The organism is Janthinobacterium sp. 344 (assembly GCF_900112025.1).
Taxonomy (GTDB): Bacteria; Pseudomonadota; Gammaproteobacteria; order Burkholderiales; family Burkholderiaceae_D; genus Janthinobacterium.
In genome coordinates, this window is record NZ_FOKL01000004.1 from 415,496 (window position 1) to 433,635 (window position 18,140).

Genomic DNA, 18,140 nt, shown 5'->3' on the forward strand with positions numbered 1-18,140 from the left:
TTATGCCTTCAGCTTCTCGCCCGTCAGGCGTTCGATGGCTTCGAAATACTTGGCCTGGGTTTTGGCGATGACGTCGGCCGGCAGCGCAGGCGCTGGCGCGGTTTTGCCCCAGGTCAAGGTCTCCAGGTAGTCACGCACGAATTGCTTGTCGAACGACGGCGGCGAAATGCCTGGCTGGTAGGAATCGGCAGGCCAGAAGCGCGACGAGTCGGCCGTCAGCACTTCATCCATCAGGTGCATGACGCCATTGTCGTCCAGGCCGAATTCAAATTTGGTGTCCGCGATGATGATGCCGCGCGTGGCCGCGTATTCGGCGGCCGTCTTGTACAGGGCGATGGCGACGTCGCGCATCTTGGCGGCCAGGTCCGCGCCGATACGCTGTTCCATTTCGGCAAAGCTGATGTTTTCATCATGCTCGCCCAGTTCGGCCTTGGCGGCCGGGGTGAAGATCGGCTCCGGCAATTTTTCCGCCTGCTGCAGGCCCGCTGGCAGCTTGATGCCGCAGATGCTGCCCGTGTCCTGGTAATCTTTCCAGCCCGAACCGATGATGTAGCCGCGCACGACCGCCTCGACCATGATCGGCTTCAGGCGCTTGGCCACCACCGCGCGGCCTTGCACCTGCTCCACTTCCTCCGGCGCCACCACGGATTCCGGCGCCACGCCCGTCAAGTGATTCGGCACGATGTGGCCCAGTTTCTCGAACCAGAAATCGCTCATCTGATTGAGGACCTTGCCCTTGCCGGGGATAGGCTCGTTCATGACGACATCGAAGGCCGACAGGCGGTCCGTGGTGACGATCAGGATCTTGTCGTCGCCAACGGCGTAATTGTCGCGGACCTTGCCGTGGCCCAGCAGTGGCAGGGAATGGATGGAAGTCTGATAGAGGCTGTTCATAGCGGGGGAATAGTTGGATGAAACGAAACCGGCAGGCAGGGGGCGCCTGCCGGTCGAGAAAATCGGGCACGGAGGGAAGCCTCCGGCCCGTTCCAGACAGAATTTTACTTCACAATCTGCGCCAGCTCGCCGGCCTTGTAGCGCTCGGCCATTTTTTCCAGTGGCATGGCCTTGATTTTCGACGCCTGGCCTTCGCAGCCGAAAGCCTGCATGCGCGCGCGCACGATTTGTTCCGCAGCCAGGCGGGCGGGCTTCAGGTAGTCGCGCGGGTCGAATTTCGATGGATTTTCAAACAGGTACTTGCGGATCGCGGCCGTCATCGCCAGGCGGATGTCCGTGTCGATGTTGATCTTGCGCACGCCGTGACGGATGCCTTCCTGGATTTCCTCGACCGGCACGCCGTAGGTTTCCTTCATGTCGCCGCCGAATTCGCGGATGATGGCCAGCAATTCCTGTGGCACCGACGACGAGCCGTGCATCACCAGGTGGGTATTCGGGATGCGCGCGTGGATTTCCTTGATGCGGTCGATGGCCAGGATGTCGCCCGTCGGCTTGCGCGTGAATTTATACGCGCCGTGCGAGGTGCCGATGGCGATCGCCAGGGCGTCGCACTGGGTGCGCTGCACGAAATCGGCCGCTTGCGCCACGTCCGTCAGCAGTTGCTCGCGGGTCATGGTGCCGTCGGCGCCGTGGCCGTCTTCCTTGTCGCCCTTCATGGTTTCCAGCGAACCGAGCACGCCCAGTTCCGCTTCCACCGTCACGCCGATGGCGTGCGAGAATTTCACCACTTCGCGCGACACTTCCACGTTGTATTCGTAGGAGGCAACCGACTTGCCGTCCGCTTCCAGCGAACCGTCCATCATCACGGACGTGAAACCCGAGCGGATGGCGGCCATGCAGACGGCCGGCGACTGGCCGTGATCCTGGTGCATGACGACGGGAATGTGCGGGTACGCTTCGACGGCCGCGTCGATCAGGTGGCGCAGGAACGCTTCACCGGCGTACTTGCGCGCGCCGGCCGACGCCTGCATGATCACCGGGCTGTTGAGCGCATCGGCGGCGGCCATGATGGCCTGCACTTGCTCCAGGTTGTTGACGTTGAAAGCAGGAATGCCATAACCGTTTTCGGCGGCGTGGTCCAGCAGTTGACGCATGGATACGAGAGACATGGTAATACTCCAGATAACAATAGAAACCGTTGCGGCGCTTCGCGGTTCATGACCGCGGCGGCACCTGAATTCTTTACCTCAAATCAGCACGGCATCGAGGTCGCCTACCTTCACAATCTTGAGCGCGTTGGTGCCGCCCACCTGGCCCATCGGCTCGCCCCAGGTAACGACGATCATGTCGCCCTTTTTGACGATGCCCTGTTCCACCAGCAAGTCTTCCGCCTGCTTCAGCACGTGCGCGCTGGGCGCGTTCTGCATCAGATGATACGCCCGCACATTGCGGTACAGCGCCGCTTTGCGCAACGTCGTCACGCTCGGCGTGAGCGCGTAGATCGGCGTGTCGATGCTGTGGCGACTCATCCACAAGGCGGTGGAGCCCGATTCCGTCAGCGCCACGATGGCTTTCACGCGCAGGTGATGGGCGGTAAACAATGCGCCATACGCGATCGACTGGTCGATGCGGGTAAACGTGACGTTGAGGAAGTCGGCGTCGAGCTTGTTGTATTCGGACTGTTCCGCCTCGACGCAGATGGCGGCCATCATTTCCACCGTTTCGATCGGGTACTTGCCCGAGGCCGTCTCGGCCGACGTCATGACGGCATCCGTGCCGTCGAGCACGGCGTTGGCCACGTCAGACACTTCGGCGCGCGTCGGCACGGCGTTGACGATCATCGATTCCATCATCTGCGTGGCCGTGATCGCCAGCTTGTTCGACGCGCGCGCCATCTTGATCATGCGTTTTTGCAAGGCCGGCACGGCCGCGTTGCCCACCTCGACGGCCAGGTCGCCACGCGCCACCATGATGCCGTCGGAGGCGTCGAGGATTTCCTGCAGCGCGGGAATGGCTTCCGCGCGTTCGATCTTGGCGATCATCATCGGCTTGTGGTGATACGGCTCGCCGGCGATATTGGCCAGCTGGCGCGCCATTTCCATGTCGGTCGCGCATTTCGGGAAGGAAATAGCCAGATAGTCGGCCTGGAAACTCATGGCCGTCTTGATATCTTCCATATCCTTCGCCGTCAGGGCCGGCGCGGACAGGCCGCCGCCCTGGCGGTTGATGCCCTTGTTGTTCGACAACTCGCCGCCAATCTTGACGGTGGTGTGGATTTCGCTGCCGTGGATGCGCTCGACGATCAGCACGATGAGGCCATCGTTGAGCAGCAGCACGTCGTGCTTGTGCAAGTCGCGCGGCAGGGCCTTGTAGTCGAGGCCGACTCTTTCCTGGTTGCCCAGTTCGCCGTTTTCTCCCCACTTGGCGTCGAGGATGAACTTGTCGCCCGCCTCGAGCTGGATGCGGGTATTTTCAAACTTGCCGACACGAATCTTCGGCCCTTGCATGTCGGCCATGATGGCCACTTCGCGGCCGCATTCGAGCGCGGCCAGGCGCACCAGCGCCGCGCGGTCGATATGGTCTTGTGCCTTGCCATGGGAAAAATTCAAGCGCACCACGTCGACGCCCGCACGTATCATCTTGACCAGGATATCGAGGTCGGTCGAGGCGGGGCCGATTGTTGCTACGATTTTTGTACCACGTGGCATAGGATTCCTTTGCGCCAACAAGACGCTAGCTGAGCAAGACCTGGCGGCTGCGCCGCCCGGCAAGGTAAAAGCGCAGCGGTCAGGCTGCGCTTGGTACTGAACTGCTAACTGCTGCGCCTCAGGCGGCGCGCTGCATGAGGATTTCGACCGCTGGCAAAGTCTTGCCTTCCAGGAATTCCAGGAAAGCGCCGCCGCCCGTCGAGATATAGCTGATTTTATCGGTAATGTCGTATTTTGCAATCGCCGCCAGGGTGTCGCCACCGCCGGCGATCGAGAAGGCTTTCGATTCGGCAATCGCCAGGGCCAGGGTCTTGGTGCCGTTGCCGAACTGGTCGAATTCGAATACGCCGACGGGGCCGTTCCAGACGATGGTACCGGCGGCGGCGATCTGCTGCGCCAGCAAGGCTGCCGTTTTCGGGCCGATATCGAGGATCATGTCGTCGTCCGCCACGTCGGCCACGTCCTTGACGGTGGCGGCGGCCGTTGGCGAGAATTCCTTGGCGCACACGACATCGACGGGAATCGGCACTTGCGCGCCGCGCTGGGCCATGATCTCGATGATGGCTTTCGCTTCATCGACGAGTTCCGCTTCCACCAGCGACTTGCCGACGTTCAAGCCGACGGCCTTCATGAAGGTGTTGGCGATGCCGCCGCCGACGATCAGGTTATCGACCTTGTCGGACAGGGCTTTCAGGATGGTCAGCTTGCTCGACACTTTCGAACCAGCAACGATGGCCAGCAAAGGACGGGCCGGGGCGTGCAGCGCCTTGCCCAGCGCGTCGAGTTCGGCGGCCAGCAGCGGGCCGGCGCAGGCGACGGGCGCGAACTTGGCGATGCCGTGCGTGGACGCCTCGGCGCGGTGGGCCGTGCCAAACGCGTCATTGACGTAGATATCGCACAATTTGGCCATTTTTTGCGCCAGCTCATCGCTGTTTTTCTTTTCGCCCTTGTTCACGCGCACGTTTTCCAGCAAGACCACTTGGCCGGCGGCCAGCGATTCCAGGCCGGCGCCATCGACCCAATCTTGCTTCAATGCCACGTCCTGGCCCAGCAGCTCGGACAAACGGGCGGCCACGGGCGCCAGGCTGTCGGCCGGCTTGAACTCGCCTTCCGTCGGACGGCCCAGGTGCGACGTCACCATGACGGCGGCGCCCGCATCGAGGGCGGCGCGGATGGCCGGCACCGAGGCGCGGATGCGCGTGTCTTCGGTAATCTTGCCACTGTCATCTTGCGGGACGTTCAGGTCGGCGCGGATAAATACGCGCTTGCCTTGCAGTGCATTTTGGGCGATCAAATCTTGCAGACGGATGAAGTTGAGAACAGCTGACATGGCGATCCAGATGACGAGTGGAAGGAAGTGCGCTATTTTACCGCAATGACCAGACCAAATCGCCGATTTGTCCTGCTTTACTGAAAAACATGCAACAGTCGCAAGCCCGTGAAAACCAGCATGCCAAACACGATGGTTTGCAGCATATTGCGGCGCATCACGAAAAAGATCGTGGCGGCAATACCCGACAAGAGTTTCAAATTCGACAATTCGAAGTGCACCTGCTGCCCGTCCATCAGCATGTCGGGCGCGATGATGGCCGCCAGCGCGCACGCGGGCGCATAGCGCAGCATCTCGCCCACCCGGCGCGGAATGGTGATGTGGTGGCCGACCAGCCAGAAGGTGCTGCGCGTGGCGGCCGTGGCCACCGCCAGCACGGCGATGGCGATCCACACGTCAAGCCGGCCCCAGTCGATCATGTCAAACATGGCGTTTCATCCACTTTTCCGTCAATTCTTCCACCGCCATGGCGCTCAGCATGCCCACCAGCACGGCCACCAGCAAGCCCAGCTTGTACGGCAAGCCATACGCCAGCACGGCCACCGTGCCCGCCACCAGCACGCCGCACAGGGCCGCGCGGCTCTGGATCAGCGGTATCGTCACGCACAGGATCGCCAACGTTCCCGCAAAGCCCAGCCCCCATTCGGCCGGCACGATGGCGCCCAGCACGATGCCGATGAAGGAGCCAATTTGCCAGGCCAGCCAGTTGGGGTAGATCAGGCCCTTGAGGAAGGGCAGCTTGGCCGGGTCCGGCGTCTCGTCCGTGTAGCGCTGCAGGAACAGGCCCACCGTGATGTCGCCGGAAACATACCCGAGCGCAAAACGCTGGCGCCACGGCAGGTGGGCGAAATGCGGCGCCAGCAGGACGGAAAAGATGACAAAGCGCAAATTGACGACGAGGGCCGTGGCGAAGATGACCCACACGGGCGCCTGCGCGGCCAGCAGGGGCAAGGCGGCCAGCTGGGCCGAACCGGCAAAGACCAGCAAGGTCATGGCCCCCGCCTGCGCCACGGTCAAGCCGCTTTTCACCATGGCCACGCCCACCACCATGCCCCAGGCGGCAATGCCCAGCAGGCTGGGCGCGCCCAGTTTCAGGCCGGCGCGCCAGGCGTCTTTCAGTACGCCATCGTCGCTGGAGGCCACGACGGTGTTCACGCGGGACTCCCGCAGGCGGACTGTGGTAACTGCACAACAATGGTGCGCGGAGAACGGCTCCGCAACGGTGATACCGGCAAGGCAAATCCAGTCAGGGTGGCGCTGCGGCTGGCAAGTTGCCGCGAAAAACCGCGCCGCAGCCGCAAATGATCAAGACGACATTTTAGCGACGATTTTTGCTGTCTGCCTGAATCCGTTAAAATCGTGCTTTTGGCAGCAGCCGACTTCCTTCCATACAGCCTCACGGAGCATGACAAGATGACAAAACCCACCCAGCCAGCGGTCGAACTCGACGGTAAAGACTTGCCAGCCCACTGCCCTAACCCGGCCATGCCGCTGTGGTCGTCGCATCCGCGTGTGTTCCTGGAATTCAACAAGGACGGCATCGCCAAGTGCCCCTATTGCGGCACGGCCTATACCCTGAAGGAAGGCGCCAGCGCCGGCCACCATTAAACTGCCCAGCGGCGCGCCCCCAGCGCGCCGTTTTTATTTGCACCAGCCCGGAGTCGTCATGAAACGTCTGAAGGAACTCAATGGCAGCGCCGCGGAAGTCGAAGCGGCGTTCTACGATGCGCTGCACCGCGCCGACCTCGAAGCGCTGATGGCGCTGTGGGCCGACGATGAAGAAATCGTCTGCATCCATCCCGGCGGCGCGCGCCTGATCGGCCACGCGGCCATCCGCACCTCATGGGAAACCATCCTGGCGGGCGGCGGCCTGCATATCGTGCCGGCGCAGCTGCATGAAACGCATAATTTAATGAGTTCGGTGCACACGGTCATCGAAGGCGTCACCAATGAAGATGGCGCGCCCGCGCACTTGCTGGCCACCAATGTGTATGTGAAAACGCCGCGCGGCTGGCGCATCGTGCTGCACCACGCCTCCATCGCCCCGGGCGGCGCGCCGGCCGACGCTGCGGGAGCGCAGATCCTGCACTGATGTCTTTATCTCTTTCCTACACCGCCCCGCTGTGGCTGCCCGGCGGCCACGCGCAGACGATTTATCCGGCCGTGTGCCTCGGCAAGCCGGCCGTGGCGTTTCGCCGCGAACGCTGGCAGGCGCCCGATGGCGACTTCGTCGACGTCGACCTGGTCGACGGCCAGCCGGGACAGCCTTTCGTGGTGCTGTTTCACGGACTGGAAGGCTCGTCGAACAGCCATTACGCGTGCGCCCTGATGGCCGAGGTGGCGGCGCGCGGCTGGTCCGGCGCCGTGCCGCACTTTCGCGGCTGCTCGGGCGAAGCCAACCTGGCGCCGCGCTTTTACCATTCGGGCGACGCGCCGGAAGTGGACTGGGTCTTGCGCACGTTGCGCCCGCGCGCCACGGGCAAGTTTTACGCGGCCGGCGTCTCGCTGGGCGGCAATGCCCTGCTGTGCTGGCTGGGCCAGTGGCAGCATCAGGCCGAGATCGTCGATGCGGCCGCGGCCGTGTCCGCCCCGCTGGACCTGGCGCAAGGGGGCAAGGCCCTGTCCACGGGTGCCAACCGGCTCTACACGCGCATGTTCCTGAACACCTTGAAACCGAAATGCCTGGCCAAGCTGGAGCAGTTTCCCGGCCTGTTCGCGCGCGACGCCATGCTGGCCGCGCGCGACTTGCACGCCTTCGACGATGTCGTCACGGCGCCCCTGCATGGCTACCGTGACGCCGACGATTACTGGCACCGCGCCAGCGCCAAGCACGTCCTGCACGACATCACCGTGCCGACCCTGGTGCTCAATGCGCAGAACGATCCGTTCCTGCCCGGGCGCTTCCTGCCGGCCAGCGCGGCGCCGACCGTCACGCTCGAGTATCCGCGCCACGGCGGCCATGTCGGCTTTGCCGGCGGCGCCTTGCCGGGCAGCCTCGCCTGGCTGCCGCAGCGGCTGCTGTCTTTTTTTGAACACGGCAACGCGGCGCCATCCGCGCCGCAAAGCTGTCACGCTGGTACTGAACCCACTTACCCGGAAAATGCCTTGCATGGATGATCTCGTCAAACAGGCCCTGGCCAAATGGCCGAACGTACCGCACTGCTACGGTTGGCTGGGCCTCGATGCGCGCGGCCACTGGCGCATGCGCGACCAGCAGGCGCAGCAACAGCAACTGCCGGGCGACAAGATCGCCCACGCGGCCCTGTTGAACTTTATCAACCGCAATTACGGCCAGGATGAACGGGGCTGCTGGTTTTTCCAGAACGGCCCGCAACGCGTGTATGTGAACCTGGAAGCGACGCCGTATATCGCCCGCAGTGACCCGCGGCACGGTTTTGTGTTGCAGACAGGGGCGCCTTTGGCGCAGGTGGAGCAGGTGTATTGGTGCGACAACGGCGCCTTGATCTTGCGCCACGGCGATATCGTGGCGCAGGTGGATGACCGCGACATGGCGCAGGTGCTGGACGCGCTGCGCCTTGATGGCCAGGCAGCCAGCGACGAGGCCTTGCTGGCCTGGCTGGCAGACGGCCAGGGCCAGCTGACCCTGTCGCATGCCGGCCAGGAAATTGCCGTACAAGCGCTGGCGTATGCCAAGGTGGCGCCGACTTTCGGCTTCCAGCCGGCACCAGCAGGCCAGTAAGCGCTAGCTTTTCTGGTCCTTCAGCTGCTCGCGGCGCTTTTCCTGCAGCTCGCGTTCGCGCGCATCGATCACGGCTTGGTCATAAAAGGTGGCGTCCGTCGATTTGCGGGCGATCGTCAACTGGTCCAGCGCGGCCATGGTGGCGCCCTGCAATACATAGGATTCGGCCAGCGCCATGTGCTGCAAGGTCATCTTGCCCTGGTCCGCGTAGGCTTTCGCCAGCAAGTCATACAGTTCCGGCTCTTCCTTGTACAACTGCACCTGGTCGCGCAGATACAGGGCGGCCTGCTCCAGCTTGCCCGCCGCCATCAGCGCTTCCGCATACTGGCGGGCAATGCCGCGCGACAGGGGAAACCGCTGGCGCGCCGAATCGGCCGCCGTCAACGCTTGCTGCGCCACTTCCTTCTTTTGCGCCGGCATCAAGAGCACTTCCAGGGACATGGCCGTCAGCAGGGAATTCGGCCCCTGCGTGCCGCCCGAGGTAAACACGTTCGGCCCGGCCGGCTGGTACAGCGCGGCATTGGCCGCATCGAATTCTTTCTGCGCCTCGGCCGGCTTGCCCTGCTTGATGGCGACGAATGCCAGGCCATAGTGGGCGGCCGTCACCTGGAAGCGGCTTTGCTGCTCCAGCTGGGTCGTGAAGACGGCCTTGGCATTGAGCAAGCCTTGCACGCTTTCATCCTGCAGCACGCGGGCACGTGCCCGCGCCAAATGGAAATTCAGGCTGTTCGGACGCTGCTTGTAGGGCTGCTCGCGGATGCGCGCCTGGATGTCGGCGATGCGTTCCGTCGTCAACGGATGGGTTTGCAAATAGGCGGGCATCAGGTCGCTGTACGAACGGCTGGCCGCCTGCATGCGGCCAAAGAAGGCCACCATGCCGGTGGTGTCGAACCCGGCCTCGCCCATGATCTGGAAACCGATGCGGTCCGCCTCGCGTTCGGCATCGCGGCCGAAATTGAGCTGGCGCTGGATGGCCAGGCCCTGGCCGGCGGCAAACACGCCCATGGCCACATCGCCGCCCGCGCGCGACGCCAGCGCCGCCAGCAGCATGGCCGCCAGCGGCATCAGGGCATCCTGGCGCTGCTGGCCCAGCATGCGGGCGATATGGCGCTGCGCCACGTGGCCGATCTCGTGCGACAGCACGGACGCCAGTTCCGCCTCCGTCTGCGCGGCCAGCAGCAAGGCCGAGTGCACGGCGATGAAGCCACCGGGCAAGGCGAACGCGTTCAATTGCGGATCGCGCACGGCAAAGAAGAAATAATCAAAATTGGTTTCACCACGCACGCTGGGCCGCGCTGCCACGAGGGCGTTGCCAAAGGTATTCAGGTATTCCAGCAAGGGTGCGTCGTCGAGGTAATCGCGGTCGCCGCGGATGCCGCGCATGATTTCCTCGCCGATCTTGCGCTCCATCGCGGGCGACAAATCCTCGCGCGAAGTATCGCCCAGGTTAGGCAGATTCGGCGCCGGCGGCACGGGCAGCTGCGTCCAGGTGCTGGCCGGCTTGGCCGGCGCGCTGGCGGCGGGCGCCGCAGGCGCGGAAGTATAGGTTTGTGCCAGCGCCAAGGGGGCGGCCAGCCACAAGGCGGCGAGCACGGGCGCACGCCATGGCCGGCGCATCAATGATGATGGCGCGGTGGCATGTGGCGGCGGGTTCTGGAGGGAAGTTTTTGCATTCACGGGTGCTATCATACCTTGTTAGCGGCGCCCTTTCTCACGCAACAGGCATGCGATATGCTTGTGACATGCGTGCAGGATCGAGCATGCCGCACCCTCCATCCTGACCTGATTTGATGCCATGACAACTGCAGACCAACACGCCCCCGTCGGGGAACTGACCCATTTCGATGCTACGGGCCAAGCCCATATGGTCGATGTGGGCAGCAAGGACGATACGCGCCGCAGCGCCGTGGCCGCCGGCAGCATCCGCATGCAGCCGGCCACCCTGGCCCTGATCATTTCCGGCAACGCAAAAAAAGGCGACGTGCTGGGCATCGCCCGCATCGCCGCCATCATGGGCGCCAAGCGCACCAGCGATCTGATTCCCCTGTGCCACCCGCTGGCGCTCACGCGCGTCACGGTTGACTTCGACATCGACGAAGCCGCCAACAGCGTGCACTGCCGCGCCCAGGTCGATACGACGGGCAAGACGGGCGTGGAAATGGAAGCGCTGACCTCCGTGCAGATCGGCCTGCTGACCATCTACGACATGTGCAAGGCCATCGACCGGGGCATGGTCATGACCAACGTGCGCGTGCTGGAAAAGCATGGCGGCAAGTCGGGCGACTGGCACGCCGAGGTGTAATTAAGCTGCCTGGCGCGCCAACTGGCCCTGGGCGTGGCGCAAGTCGCGCAGCAGCCACACCGCGCACGCCAGGCACAGCACGATGATGGCCACCGACAGGGGCAGGTGGAATTGCTCCAGCCCTGCCAGCACGAAGCCGGCGTGGATCAGGCTGGTGCCTATGCCCAGCGCGGCGCACACGCCCGCATAGAACTTCGCCCGCTGGGTACCCAGCAGCACGTGCCGGTAGCCCACGAGCACCAGGGCAATGGCCGCCAGGTTGAAGACCAGGAAGCCCTGCACGCCGCCCGGCAAATAAAACATTTCCCATTCTTTCCAATAGGCTGCATCGATTTGATGCAAGATCAGGAACAACATGGTCCAGAAGTAGCTGCGCGTCATAACATTTACATTCGTCAATCTTGCCGCAATTGTAAAGCGTGTAACGCCCGCCGGTGCGCCGCACTGCAATTTTTACTGCCAATCGCCATTTTATTGATGTAAATGCTTTTTCATCAAGAATTCATGCATACTGCTATTCGACGACATTGAGATGAGCATCGCATGACAAGTAACAAATCCGCTGCGGAAACCAAGCTCCAGGACTTCGAATTCGACGCCATGAATCTGCAGGTGGGGGGGCGCATCCAGTTCATCACGCACCGCACCATCAAACCCATCCAGCATTTCTCGACCGTGATCGGCTATGTGAAGGATGAGTATTTGATCGTCAAGATCCCCATGGAAAATGGCGGCGCCATCGTGCTCAACGAAGGCGACAAGCTGACCATCCGCGTATTTTCCGGCGTCACCGTGTGTTCCTTTTCCTGCAGCGTGCTGCGCATCTTCGGCCGCCCGCTCAATTATGTCCACCTGAGCTTTCCCGACGCCATCCAGGGCACCAGCCTGCGCACCGCCATGCGTGTGAAAGTGGAAATCCCCGCGCAGCTCAGCTACCGCGACGTGGCGGCCGTGCCCGTGTTCATCGTCAACCTCAGCGTGTCGGGCGCGCTGATCGAATCGCCGTGCATGCTGACGCCCGACGACACGGGCGTGGCGCTCAGTTTTACGTTGCTGGTACAGCCGAACAAGCACCAGATGCGCGTCAATACGCGCGCCCGCATCCAGAACGTCAGCGTCGGCAAGCCATCGAATGGCCATGCCGCCGACGTGGCGGAAATCCATACGTACGGCGTGCAATTCATCGACCTGGAACCGACCCACTACACGCTGCTGCAAAACCTCACTTATGAGGCGCTGATCGCGGACCGGCAAAAAATCGTCTGACACAGGCGCAGCAGGCGCCGCTCACTGCGTCGCCACCACCTCGGGAATGTTGTTTTTGGTAATCGCTTCCTTCGCGGCCAAATTCGTCACGGTGGTGCTGTTGAACCAGCTCAAACTGCTGCTGCCCAGCTTCATCGTCATCGTCACGCTTTGTCCGCCAATCCCCTTGCCCAGGTCGGCAGCGAGGGTCAGCAGGATATTTCCCTTGTCCACTGTGGCGCTCGCCACTTCGCGCGTGGCACTGAACAGGGGAATCGAACTTGGCACGCTCTCGGTGGCCGTGCTGCAGGCCGCCGCCTCGCCGCCATTTTCCTGCACGCACAGGGCCACGGCCGTCTTCAGCGGCGCCGCGGCCGCCAGCACGTTGCTGACCTTGGCCCGCATCGTGTAGTCGCCATACTGGGGAATGGCCACGGCCGCCAGGATGCCGGCGATGGCCACGACGATCATCAGTTCTATCAGGGTAAATCCGCTCTGTCCGCGCATCGCATCCTCCCGTGGTGCGGTTGATCACGCCATGCAGGGTGCAAGCGCCATGCCAGCACGCTTCACGGGCTACGATGGTCCAGGAGGCAAGAAAAAGGACGCGATTCGGTCGCTGGAGGCAGCTTGTGTCGCTTCCCGGCGCCAGAGTGCGCATTTCTTGCGCGCATGAAAAAAGGAGCCGAAGCTCCTTTTTTGTCCCGCAGCAAGTCAGGCTGAAATTACAGCATGGCTTTCAGCAGACGCGCCATTTCCGACGGGTTCTTGGTCACGGTGATGCCGCAAGCTTCCATGATTTCCAGCTTGGCTTGCGCCGTATCGGCACCGCCCGAGATCAGCGCGCCGGCGTGGCCCATGCGCTTGCCTGGAGGAGCCGTCACGCCAGCGATGAAGCCGACGACCGGTTTTTTCATGTTGTCTTTGATCCAATAAGCCGCGTTGGCTTCGTCCGGACCGCCGATTTCGCCGATCATGATGACCGCGTCGGTATCTGGATCGTCATTGAACATCTTCATGATGTCGATGTGCTTCAGACCATTGATCGGGTCGCCGCCGATGCCGACTGCCGACGATTGGCCCAGGCCCAGTGCGGTCAGCTGGCCCACTGCTTCATAGGTCAGGGTACCCGAACGCGAAACCACGCCGATGCGGCCCTTTTTATGGATGTGGCCTGGCATGATGCCGATCTTGATTTCGTCTGGCGTGATCAAGCCTGGGCAGTTAGGGCCCAGCAGCAAGGTCTTGCTGCCAGCTTTGGCCATGCGGTCTTTCAGGACCATCATGTCACGCACAGGAATGCCTTCGGTGATGCAAATGGCCAGATCCATTTCAGCTTCGACAGCTTCCCAGATCGCCGCTGCCGCGCCTGCTGGCGGTACGTAGATCACGGAAACATTGGCGCCAGTTTCTTTTTTCGCTTCGGTCACGTTGGCGAAAATGGGAATGCCTTCGAAATCTTCGCCGGCTTTCTTCGGGTTCACGCCTGCCACGAAGGCGGCTTTGCCGTTCGCGTAGTCGCGGCAACCGCGGGTGTGGAACTGGCCGGTCTTGCCGGTGATCCCTTGGGTAACGACTTTGGTATCTTTATTGATCAGAATGGACATGTTGATTCCTTAATTAAGCTTGACCGGCAGCAGCGGCAACGACGCTCTTGGCTGCATCTTCCATGGTGTCGGCTGCGATGATAGGCAGACCGGAATCGGCCAGCATCTTCTTGCCCAGGTCTTCGTTGGTGCCCTTCATGCGCACCACCAACGGTACGTTCAGCGAGACGGCTTTCACTGCGGCGATGACGCCTTCAGCGATCACGTCGCAACGCATGATGCCGCCGAAAATGTTCACCAGGATGGCTTTCAGGCCTGGGTTTTTCAGCATGATCTTGAACGCTTCGGTCACTTTTTCCGCCGTGGCACCGCCGCCGACGTCCAGGAAGTTGGCAGGCTCGCCGCCGAACAGCTTGATGGTGTCCATGGTGGCCATGGCCAGGCCGGCACCGTTCACCAGGCAACCGATGTTGCCGTCGAGCGAGATGTAGGCCAGGTCGAATTTCGACGCTTCGATTTCAGCTGGATCTTCTTCGTCCAGATCGCGCAGGGCGACGATTTCCGGATGACGGAACAGGGCGTTCGGGTCGAAGTTGAACTTGGCGTCCAGGGCGATGACCTTGCCGCTGCCGGTGACGATCAGCGGGTTGATCTCGGCCAGCGAGCAGTCGGTTTCCCAGTAGGCTTTGTACAGGCCTTGCAGGTTGACGCGGGCGTCGGCGATGGAACCGGCAGGCACGCCGATTTTGGTCGCGATGTCGTCAGCCTGGGCATCGGTCAGGCCGACGCCCGGATCGATGGTCACGTGGTGGATCTTCTCCGGGTGGCTCTCGGCCACTTCTTCGATGTCCATGCCGCCTTCGGACGACGCCATCAGGACGATTTTCTGGGTGACGCGGTCGGTGACCAGCGAAACGTACAGTTCCTGTTTGATGTCGGCGCCTTCTTCCACCAGCAGGCGGTTGACTTTCTGGCCTTCGGCGCTGGTCTGGTGCGTGATCAGCTGCATGCCCATGATCTGGTCAGCGTATTCCTTGACCTGTTCAATCGATTTTGCCACTTTCACGCCGCCGCCCTTGCCGCGACCACCTGCGTGGATCTGCGCCTTGACGACCCATACCGGACCGCCCAGGGTTTCCGCAGCCTTGACGGCTTCGTCGACGGACATGCACGGAATACCGCGTGGTACCGTCACTCCGTGCTGCCGGAGGATTTCTTTGGCTTGATACTCATGGATTTTCATGCTGGCTTCCCTTCTGATACTGATTTGTAAAAATACGGTTAGTGGTGCAAAAAAAACAGAAAAACGGGAAAAACAGCGCCGGGATCACGCTTTGGCTACCCAGCGCGGGTAATACTGTGCAACCGCCCCGCCATCGGTGCGCAGGGCATGACATTTGTCGAGTTGAAACGGCTTTTCATGCGGCAAATCAGCATTCTCACCGTCGCGGGTCGACCAGACATCGCCGGCAAATGCCTGAACCGTCGCAGTCGGCAAGACTTGCGCCAGTTCGGTCAAATGGGTACAGCCGGCGATTCCCGCCAGGCGCTGTTTCAAGTCGCGGCGGAAATTCTTCAATAAATTCAGACCGATCAACGCCCTGTAAGCGGGGCCGATGGTATCGCAAAAACCGGGATACGGCACGGCATCGGAGGCGGCTTCGGCCTCGACGATGGTCAGTGCGTGATCGACGGTAATGCGTAAATGGAGGTCATGCAGAGGGGTGCCGGCGGGACGGGGGCCGGAGGCCAGCATCGCGTCGTAGCTTTTGATGTCGGTAATGCGCGCGTCAATATCCCACAGGCCGTCGTCGCGCATATACGCTTGGACGTCGATAACGCGGGAGTGCCGGAGGGCGCGCCGGGATACGGGAGTTGACAGGGGCATAAGACCGATGCCGCTTGCGCGGCCAAAATTTAGTAAGCAGCCATGTGCATAAAGCACGCCGTTCGCAGCTTCTACGAACAGCAACCGCACCTGCGGCGCCGCAAAAACCCTAAAAGTGTAGCACACTGGACGCCGGTTGCGCCGCAACATAATTTTTCATTGCTTTGATAAAAACATTTCAAAGTATAAAGAAACAGCATGGAAATTGACGCTGTTATCACGGATGGTGATGATCGATATCGGCGGCGGCGGCCCTATCCGCGTTAGATTGCCGCGCTCGCCAAGCGCATGCCCGCGCTGGCGGCGATGGCCGCACGCAACGCAACAATATGCCGGGCGTTTTGAACGGCGGGTGCCAGGCACCGGGCACTTACCAGGAATGCAACGACCGCTAGGCGGCTGAGTGACAGGGGGGATGCTGGCCTGGCACCGACTGTTGCAGAAGGAACACAGCCCGGCGCGGACAGGCCGTGCGGCAAGCGCGCACGCCAGCGGTGGCGCAGCGTCAAGGCGGGTGTTGGGCCATGTTAATCGTCTTCCGGCTCCAGCCCCTTCAGGGCCACCTGCACCGCCCGCTGGGAAAAACCGCGCTGCATCAAGAAACGCATCTGCTTGTTGCGCTGCTCCGCATCCTGCGCCACCTGGCCGAACTTGCGGCGCCACACCTCGCAGGCGCGTTCCGTTTCACCTTCGGCCAGGCCCGCCTTGAGCTCCTGCAGCGCTTCGCCGCCGATGCCATGGCTTTGCAGTTCCGCCATGATGCGGCTGTTGCCAAAGCGCGCCGAACGGCGGTGGATCAGCGATTCCGAGAAGCGCTCCTGCGACAGCCAATTGGCCTGCTCCAGGCTGTCGAGCAGGGCTTCCACGTCATCGCCTTCCTGCGCATGGCGCTGCAGCTTGCGCCGCAATTCCATGCGACTGTGCTCGCGCATCGACAAAAAGCGTAGCGCCCTGCCCTTCAGGCTCAGTTGTACCGCTGCCATCATTCCACCCCATCATCCATCACATCAACAAAAACACGCGGCACCAAAAGACAAATGCCGCCTGGCGCACAGGCGCGAGGCGGCATTCATTGTAGATCTTTTATGCGGCAGGCCACGGCGCAAGGGGCCGCGGTCCACCGCAGGCAGAACCAGCCGCAGCCGGCCAGGCCAGCACAGCCGTGTGACTTGCTTACTCGGCGGCTTTGGCTTCCGCAGCCTTGGCAGCCTTGTCGGCGGCCTTGTCCGCTTTTTCCGGCTTTTCAGCGGCCAGCGGCGGCAGTTCACGCACGCCCAGCGACGCGCGGACCTTGTTTTCAATCTCGCGGGCCAAGGCCGGACGCTCTTGCAGGAAGGCGCGGGCGTTGTCCTTGCCCTGGCCGATGCGTTCACCGTTGTAGCTGTACCACGAACCGGATTTCTCCACGATCTTGGCATCCGAGCCCAGGTCCAGGATTTCGCCTTCGCGCGAGGTGCCGGCGCCGTACAGGATGTCGAAGTGCGCTTCCTTGAACGGTGGCGCGATCTTGTTCTTGACGACCTTGACCTTGGTTTCGTTGCCGATTACTTCATCGCCGGACTTGATCGAGCCGGTGCGGCGGATATCCAGGCGCACGGAGGCGTAGAATTTCAGCGCATTGCCGCCGGTGGTGGTTTCCGGGCTGCCGAACATCACGCCGATCTTCATGCGGATCTGGTTGATGAAGATGACCAGGGTATTCGTGCGGTTGATGGAACCGGTCAGCTTGCGCAGGGCTTGCGACATCAGGCGCGCTTGCAGGCCTGGCAGGGAATCGCCCATGTCGCCTTCGATCTCGGCGCGTGGCGTCAGCGCGGCCACGGAGTCGATGACGACCAGGTCGACGCTGCCCGAACGCACGAGGGCGTCGCAGATTTCCAGCGCCTGCTCGCCCGTATCCGGTTGCGAGATCAGCAATTCATGCAGGTTCACGCCCAGCTTTTGCGCGTAGCCGACGTCGAGCGCGTGCTCGGCATCGATAAAGGCGCAGGTGCCGCCCAGTTTTTGCATTTCGGCGATGGTTTGCAGGGTCAAGGTGGTTTTACCGGACGATTCAGGACCGTAGATTTCCACCACGCGGCCGCGCGGCAAGCCGCCGACGCCCAGCGCGATATCCAGGCCGAGCGAACCGGTCGACACGACTTGCACTTCTTCGATCGGTGCGCTGGCATCCATGCGCATGACCGAACCTTTGCCAAACTGCTTCTCGATCTGCGCCAGTGCGGCGGCGAGCGCCTTGGCTTTTTCCGATGCGGGTACTACAGCTTTTTTATCGTCCATATGTTCTTTCAGCCGTTCTACAGGTGCGGATTCACTGGAATCCTGCAGCCTGCGATAGCGCCAGTGGGTTAAATTCTTTACACAGACAGTACTGTATAAAAAAACAGTGATCAATGCAAGCGGAACGTGGATTTGTTTTGAAACAGATCAATACAGCCCTTGTTTTTCACAAAAACTCGCCACCTTGCGGAAAATGAAACACAATATAGACTTCTGATGTCCTGATGTTGCAAGCAGAGGAAGCCT

The 18,140-nt window shown here is 61.9% G+C and carries 20 protein-coding genes; 6 read left to right on the forward strand and 14 right to left on the reverse strand.

The genetic code is table 11. From position 1 onward, the window contains the following. The 6 genes from BM193_RS14145 to BM193_RS14170 form a co-directional block, all read right to left on the reverse strand. Nucleotides 1–894 (reverse strand): phosphoribosylaminoimidazolesuccinocarboxamide synthase, encoded by an 894-nt coding sequence (locus BM193_RS14145; protein ID WP_092796734.1) that lies wholly within the window; start codon nucleotides 892–894, stop codon nucleotides 1–3. Nucleotides 895–998: 104 nt separating this feature from the next. Next, a complete protein-coding gene (gene fba, locus BM193_RS14150) occupies nucleotides 999–2,063 on the reverse strand; it encodes a class II fructose-bisphosphate aldolase (RefSeq protein ID WP_092711814.1) in 1,065 nt (354 codons plus the stop codon). A 78-nt stretch (nucleotides 2,064–2,141) separates the two neighbouring features. Further along, nucleotides 2,142–3,602 carry a pyruvate kinase gene (gene pyk / locus BM193_RS14155; protein ID WP_092796737.1) on the reverse strand — a complete coding sequence of 487 codons (1,461 nt, stop codon included), beginning with the start codon at nucleotides 3,600–3,602 and terminating at the stop codon, nucleotides 2,142–2,144. A gap of 118 nt (nucleotides 3,603–3,720) precedes the next feature. After that, nucleotides 3,721–4,932 carry a phosphoglycerate kinase gene (locus BM193_RS14160; protein ID WP_092796739.1) on the reverse strand — a complete coding sequence of 404 codons (1,212 nt, stop codon included), beginning with the start codon at nucleotides 4,930–4,932 and terminating at the stop codon, nucleotides 3,721–3,723. Between the two features lie 77 nt (nucleotides 4,933–5,009). Next, the gene (locus BM193_RS14165) at nucleotides 5,010–5,351 is read right to left on the reverse strand and encodes an AzlD domain-containing protein (RefSeq protein WP_175533291.1); all 342 of its coding nucleotides are present in this window, start codon (nucleotides 5,349–5,351) and stop codon (nucleotides 5,010–5,012) included. 1 nt (nucleotide 5,352) lies between these two features. Next, the gene (locus BM193_RS14170) at nucleotides 5,353–6,087 is read right to left on the reverse strand and encodes an AzlC family ABC transporter permease (RefSeq protein ID WP_092796743.1); all 735 of its coding nucleotides are present in this window, start codon (nucleotides 6,085–6,087) and stop codon (nucleotides 5,353–5,355) included. A gap of 258 nt (nucleotides 6,088–6,345) precedes the next feature. On the opposite strand from BM193_RS14170, the gene BM193_RS14175 reads away from it, so the two are divergent. Genes BM193_RS14175 through BM193_RS14190 form a run of 4 tightly spaced genes read left to right on the forward strand, consistent with a single transcriptional unit; the run spans nucleotide 6,346 to nucleotide 8,632 of the window. After that, nucleotides 6,346–6,540, forward strand: coding sequence for a zinc-finger domain-containing protein (locus tag BM193_RS14175; protein ID WP_092796745.1), 195 nt, complete (start codon nucleotides 6,346–6,348; stop codon nucleotides 6,538–6,540). A gap of 58 nt (nucleotides 6,541–6,598) precedes the next feature. Next, the gene (locus BM193_RS14180) at nucleotides 6,599–7,024 is read left to right on the forward strand and encodes a YybH family protein (RefSeq protein ID WP_092796747.1); all 426 of its coding nucleotides are present in this window, start codon (nucleotides 6,599–6,601) and stop codon (nucleotides 7,022–7,024) included. After that, nucleotides 7,024–8,049, forward strand: a complete 1,026-nt coding sequence (locus BM193_RS14185; RefSeq protein WP_092796749.1) for a YheT family hydrolase — start codon at nucleotides 7,024–7,026, stop codon at nucleotides 8,047–8,049. The genes BM193_RS14180 and BM193_RS14185 overlap by 1 nt, the downstream gene beginning before the upstream one ends. Then, the gene (locus BM193_RS14190) at nucleotides 8,042–8,632 is read left to right on the forward strand and encodes a DUF2946 family protein (protein ID WP_092796751.1); all 591 of its coding nucleotides are present in this window, start codon (nucleotides 8,042–8,044) and stop codon (nucleotides 8,630–8,632) included. The genes BM193_RS14185 and BM193_RS14190 overlap by 8 nt, the downstream gene beginning before the upstream one ends. 3 nt (nucleotides 8,633–8,635) lie before the next feature. Here BM193_RS14190 and BM193_RS14195 read toward each other — a convergent pair whose 3' ends face one another. Further along, nucleotides 8,636–10,249: a M48 family metalloprotease gene (locus BM193_RS14195; RefSeq protein ID WP_254786133.1), complete on the reverse strand. Its 1,614-nt coding sequence runs from the start codon at nucleotides 10,247–10,249 to the stop codon at nucleotides 8,636–8,638. A 178-nt stretch (nucleotides 10,250–10,427) separates the two neighbouring features. Here BM193_RS14195 and moaC point away from each other — a divergent pair, with 178 nt between their 5' ends. Further along, on the forward strand, nucleotides 10,428–10,934 hold the full coding sequence (moaC, locus tag BM193_RS14200) for a cyclic pyranopterin monophosphate synthase MoaC (RefSeq protein ID WP_092796753.1): 507 nt from the start codon (nucleotides 10,428–10,430) through the stop codon (nucleotides 10,932–10,934). Here the strand turns inward: moaC and BM193_RS14205 are convergent, their stop codons facing one another. Continuing rightward, a complete protein-coding gene (locus BM193_RS14205; protein ID WP_092796755.1) occupies nucleotides 10,935–11,315 on the reverse strand; it encodes a DUF6713 family protein in 381 nt (126 codons plus the stop codon). 162 nt (nucleotides 11,316–11,477) lie between these two features. Here BM193_RS14205 and BM193_RS14210 point away from each other — a divergent pair, with 162 nt between their 5' ends. Beyond that, the gene (locus tag BM193_RS14210) at nucleotides 11,478–12,200 is read left to right on the forward strand and encodes a flagellar brake protein (RefSeq protein WP_092796757.1); all 723 of its coding nucleotides are present in this window, start codon (nucleotides 11,478–11,480) and stop codon (nucleotides 12,198–12,200) included. Nucleotides 12,201–12,221: 21 nt separating this feature from the next. Here the strand turns inward: BM193_RS14210 and BM193_RS14215 are convergent, their stop codons facing one another. The 6 genes from BM193_RS14215 to recA all read right to left on the reverse strand — a co-directional run bounded on the left by BM193_RS14215 (nucleotide 12,222) and on the right by recA (nucleotide 17,894). Beyond that, nucleotides 12,222–12,686, reverse strand: a complete 465-nt coding sequence (locus BM193_RS14215) for a pilin (protein WP_092796760.1) — start codon at nucleotides 12,684–12,686, stop codon at nucleotides 12,222–12,224. 218 nt (nucleotides 12,687–12,904) lie between these two features. Next, complete coding sequence (gene sucD / locus BM193_RS14220; protein WP_076565931.1) at nucleotides 12,905–13,786, reverse strand: succinate--CoA ligase subunit alpha; 882 nt, start codon at nucleotides 13,784–13,786, stop codon at nucleotides 12,905–12,907. A 13-nt stretch (nucleotides 13,787–13,799) separates the two neighbouring features. Continuing rightward, on the reverse strand, nucleotides 13,800–14,969 hold the full coding sequence (gene sucC / locus BM193_RS14225) for an ADP-forming succinate--CoA ligase subunit beta (RefSeq protein WP_092796762.1): 1,170 nt from the start codon (nucleotides 14,967–14,969) through the stop codon (nucleotides 13,800–13,802). An 84-nt stretch (nucleotides 14,970–15,053) separates the two neighbouring features. Next, nucleotides 15,054–15,614: a DUF2889 domain-containing protein gene (locus BM193_RS14230; protein WP_092797202.1), complete on the reverse strand. Its 561-nt coding sequence runs from the start codon at nucleotides 15,612–15,614 to the stop codon at nucleotides 15,054–15,056. A gap of 527 nt (nucleotides 15,615–16,141) precedes the next feature. Continuing rightward, entirely contained in the window at nucleotides 16,142–16,597 is a 456-nt protein-coding gene (gene recX, locus BM193_RS14235; protein WP_092797204.1) for a recombination regulator RecX, read from the reverse strand. A gap of 190 nt (nucleotides 16,598–16,787) precedes the next feature. Further along, entirely contained in the window at nucleotides 16,788–17,894 is a 1,107-nt protein-coding gene (recA, locus tag BM193_RS14240; protein ID WP_071321836.1) for a recombinase RecA, read from the reverse strand. Nucleotides 17,895–18,140 lie beyond the last annotated feature (246 nt).

Coding starts and splice junctions, on each gene's coding strand:
- BM193_RS14145 (WP_092796734.1), bottom strand. CDS start 894: ATGAACAGCCTCTATCAGACTTCCATCCATTCCCTGCCACTGCTGGGC.
- fba (WP_092711814.1), bottom strand. CDS start 2,063: ATGTCTCTCGTATCCATGCGTCAACTGCTGGACCACGCCGCCGAAAAC.
- pyk (WP_092796737.1), bottom strand. CDS start 3,602: ATGCCACGTGGTACAAAAATCGTAGCAACAATCGGCCCCGCCTCGACC.
- BM193_RS14160 (WP_092796739.1), bottom strand. CDS start 4,932: ATGTCAGCTGTTCTCAACTTCATCCGTCTGCAAGATTTGATCGCCCAA.
- BM193_RS14165 (WP_175533291.1), bottom strand. CDS start 5,351: ATGATCGACTGGGGCCGGCTTGACGTGTGGATCGCCATCGCCGTGCTG.
- BM193_RS14175 (WP_092796745.1), top strand. CDS start 6,346: ATGACAAAACCCACCCAGCCAGCGGTCGAACTCGACGGTAAAGACTTG.
- BM193_RS14180 (WP_092796747.1), top strand. CDS start 6,599: ATGAAACGTCTGAAGGAACTCAATGGCAGCGCCGCGGAAGTCGAAGCG.
- BM193_RS14185 (WP_092796749.1), top strand. CDS start 7,024: ATGTCTTTATCTCTTTCCTACACCGCCCCGCTGTGGCTGCCCGGCGGC.
- BM193_RS14190 (WP_092796751.1), top strand. CDS start 8,042: ATGGATGATCTCGTCAAACAGGCCCTGGCCAAATGGCCGAACGTACCG.
- BM193_RS14195 (WP_254786133.1), bottom strand. CDS start 10,249: ATGCGCCGGCCATGGCGTGCGCCCGTGCTCGCCGCCTTGTGGCTGGCC.
- moaC (WP_092796753.1), top strand. CDS start 10,428: ATGACAACTGCAGACCAACACGCCCCCGTCGGGGAACTGACCCATTTC.
- BM193_RS14205 (WP_092796755.1), bottom strand. CDS start 11,315: ATGACGCGCAGCTACTTCTGGACCATGTTGTTCCTGATCTTGCATCAA.
- BM193_RS14210 (WP_092796757.1), top strand. CDS start 11,478: ATGACAAGTAACAAATCCGCTGCGGAAACCAAGCTCCAGGACTTCGAA.
- BM193_RS14215 (WP_092796760.1), bottom strand. CDS start 12,686: ATGCGCGGACAGAGCGGATTTACCCTGATAGAACTGATGATCGTCGTG.
- sucD (WP_076565931.1), bottom strand. CDS start 13,786: ATGTCCATTCTGATCAATAAAGATACCAAAGTCGTTACCCAAGGGATC.
- sucC (WP_092796762.1), bottom strand. CDS start 14,969: ATGAAAATCCATGAGTATCAAGCCAAAGAAATCCTCCGGCAGCACGGA.
- BM193_RS14230 (WP_092797202.1), bottom strand. CDS start 15,614: ATGCCCCTGTCAACTCCCGTATCCCGGCGCGCCCTCCGGCACTCCCGC.
- recX (WP_092797204.1), bottom strand. CDS start 16,597: ATGGCAGCGGTACAACTGAGCCTGAAGGGCAGGGCGCTACGCTTTTTG.
- recA (WP_071321836.1), bottom strand. CDS start 17,894: ATGGACGATAAAAAAGCTGTAGTACCCGCATCGGAAAAAGCCAAGGCG.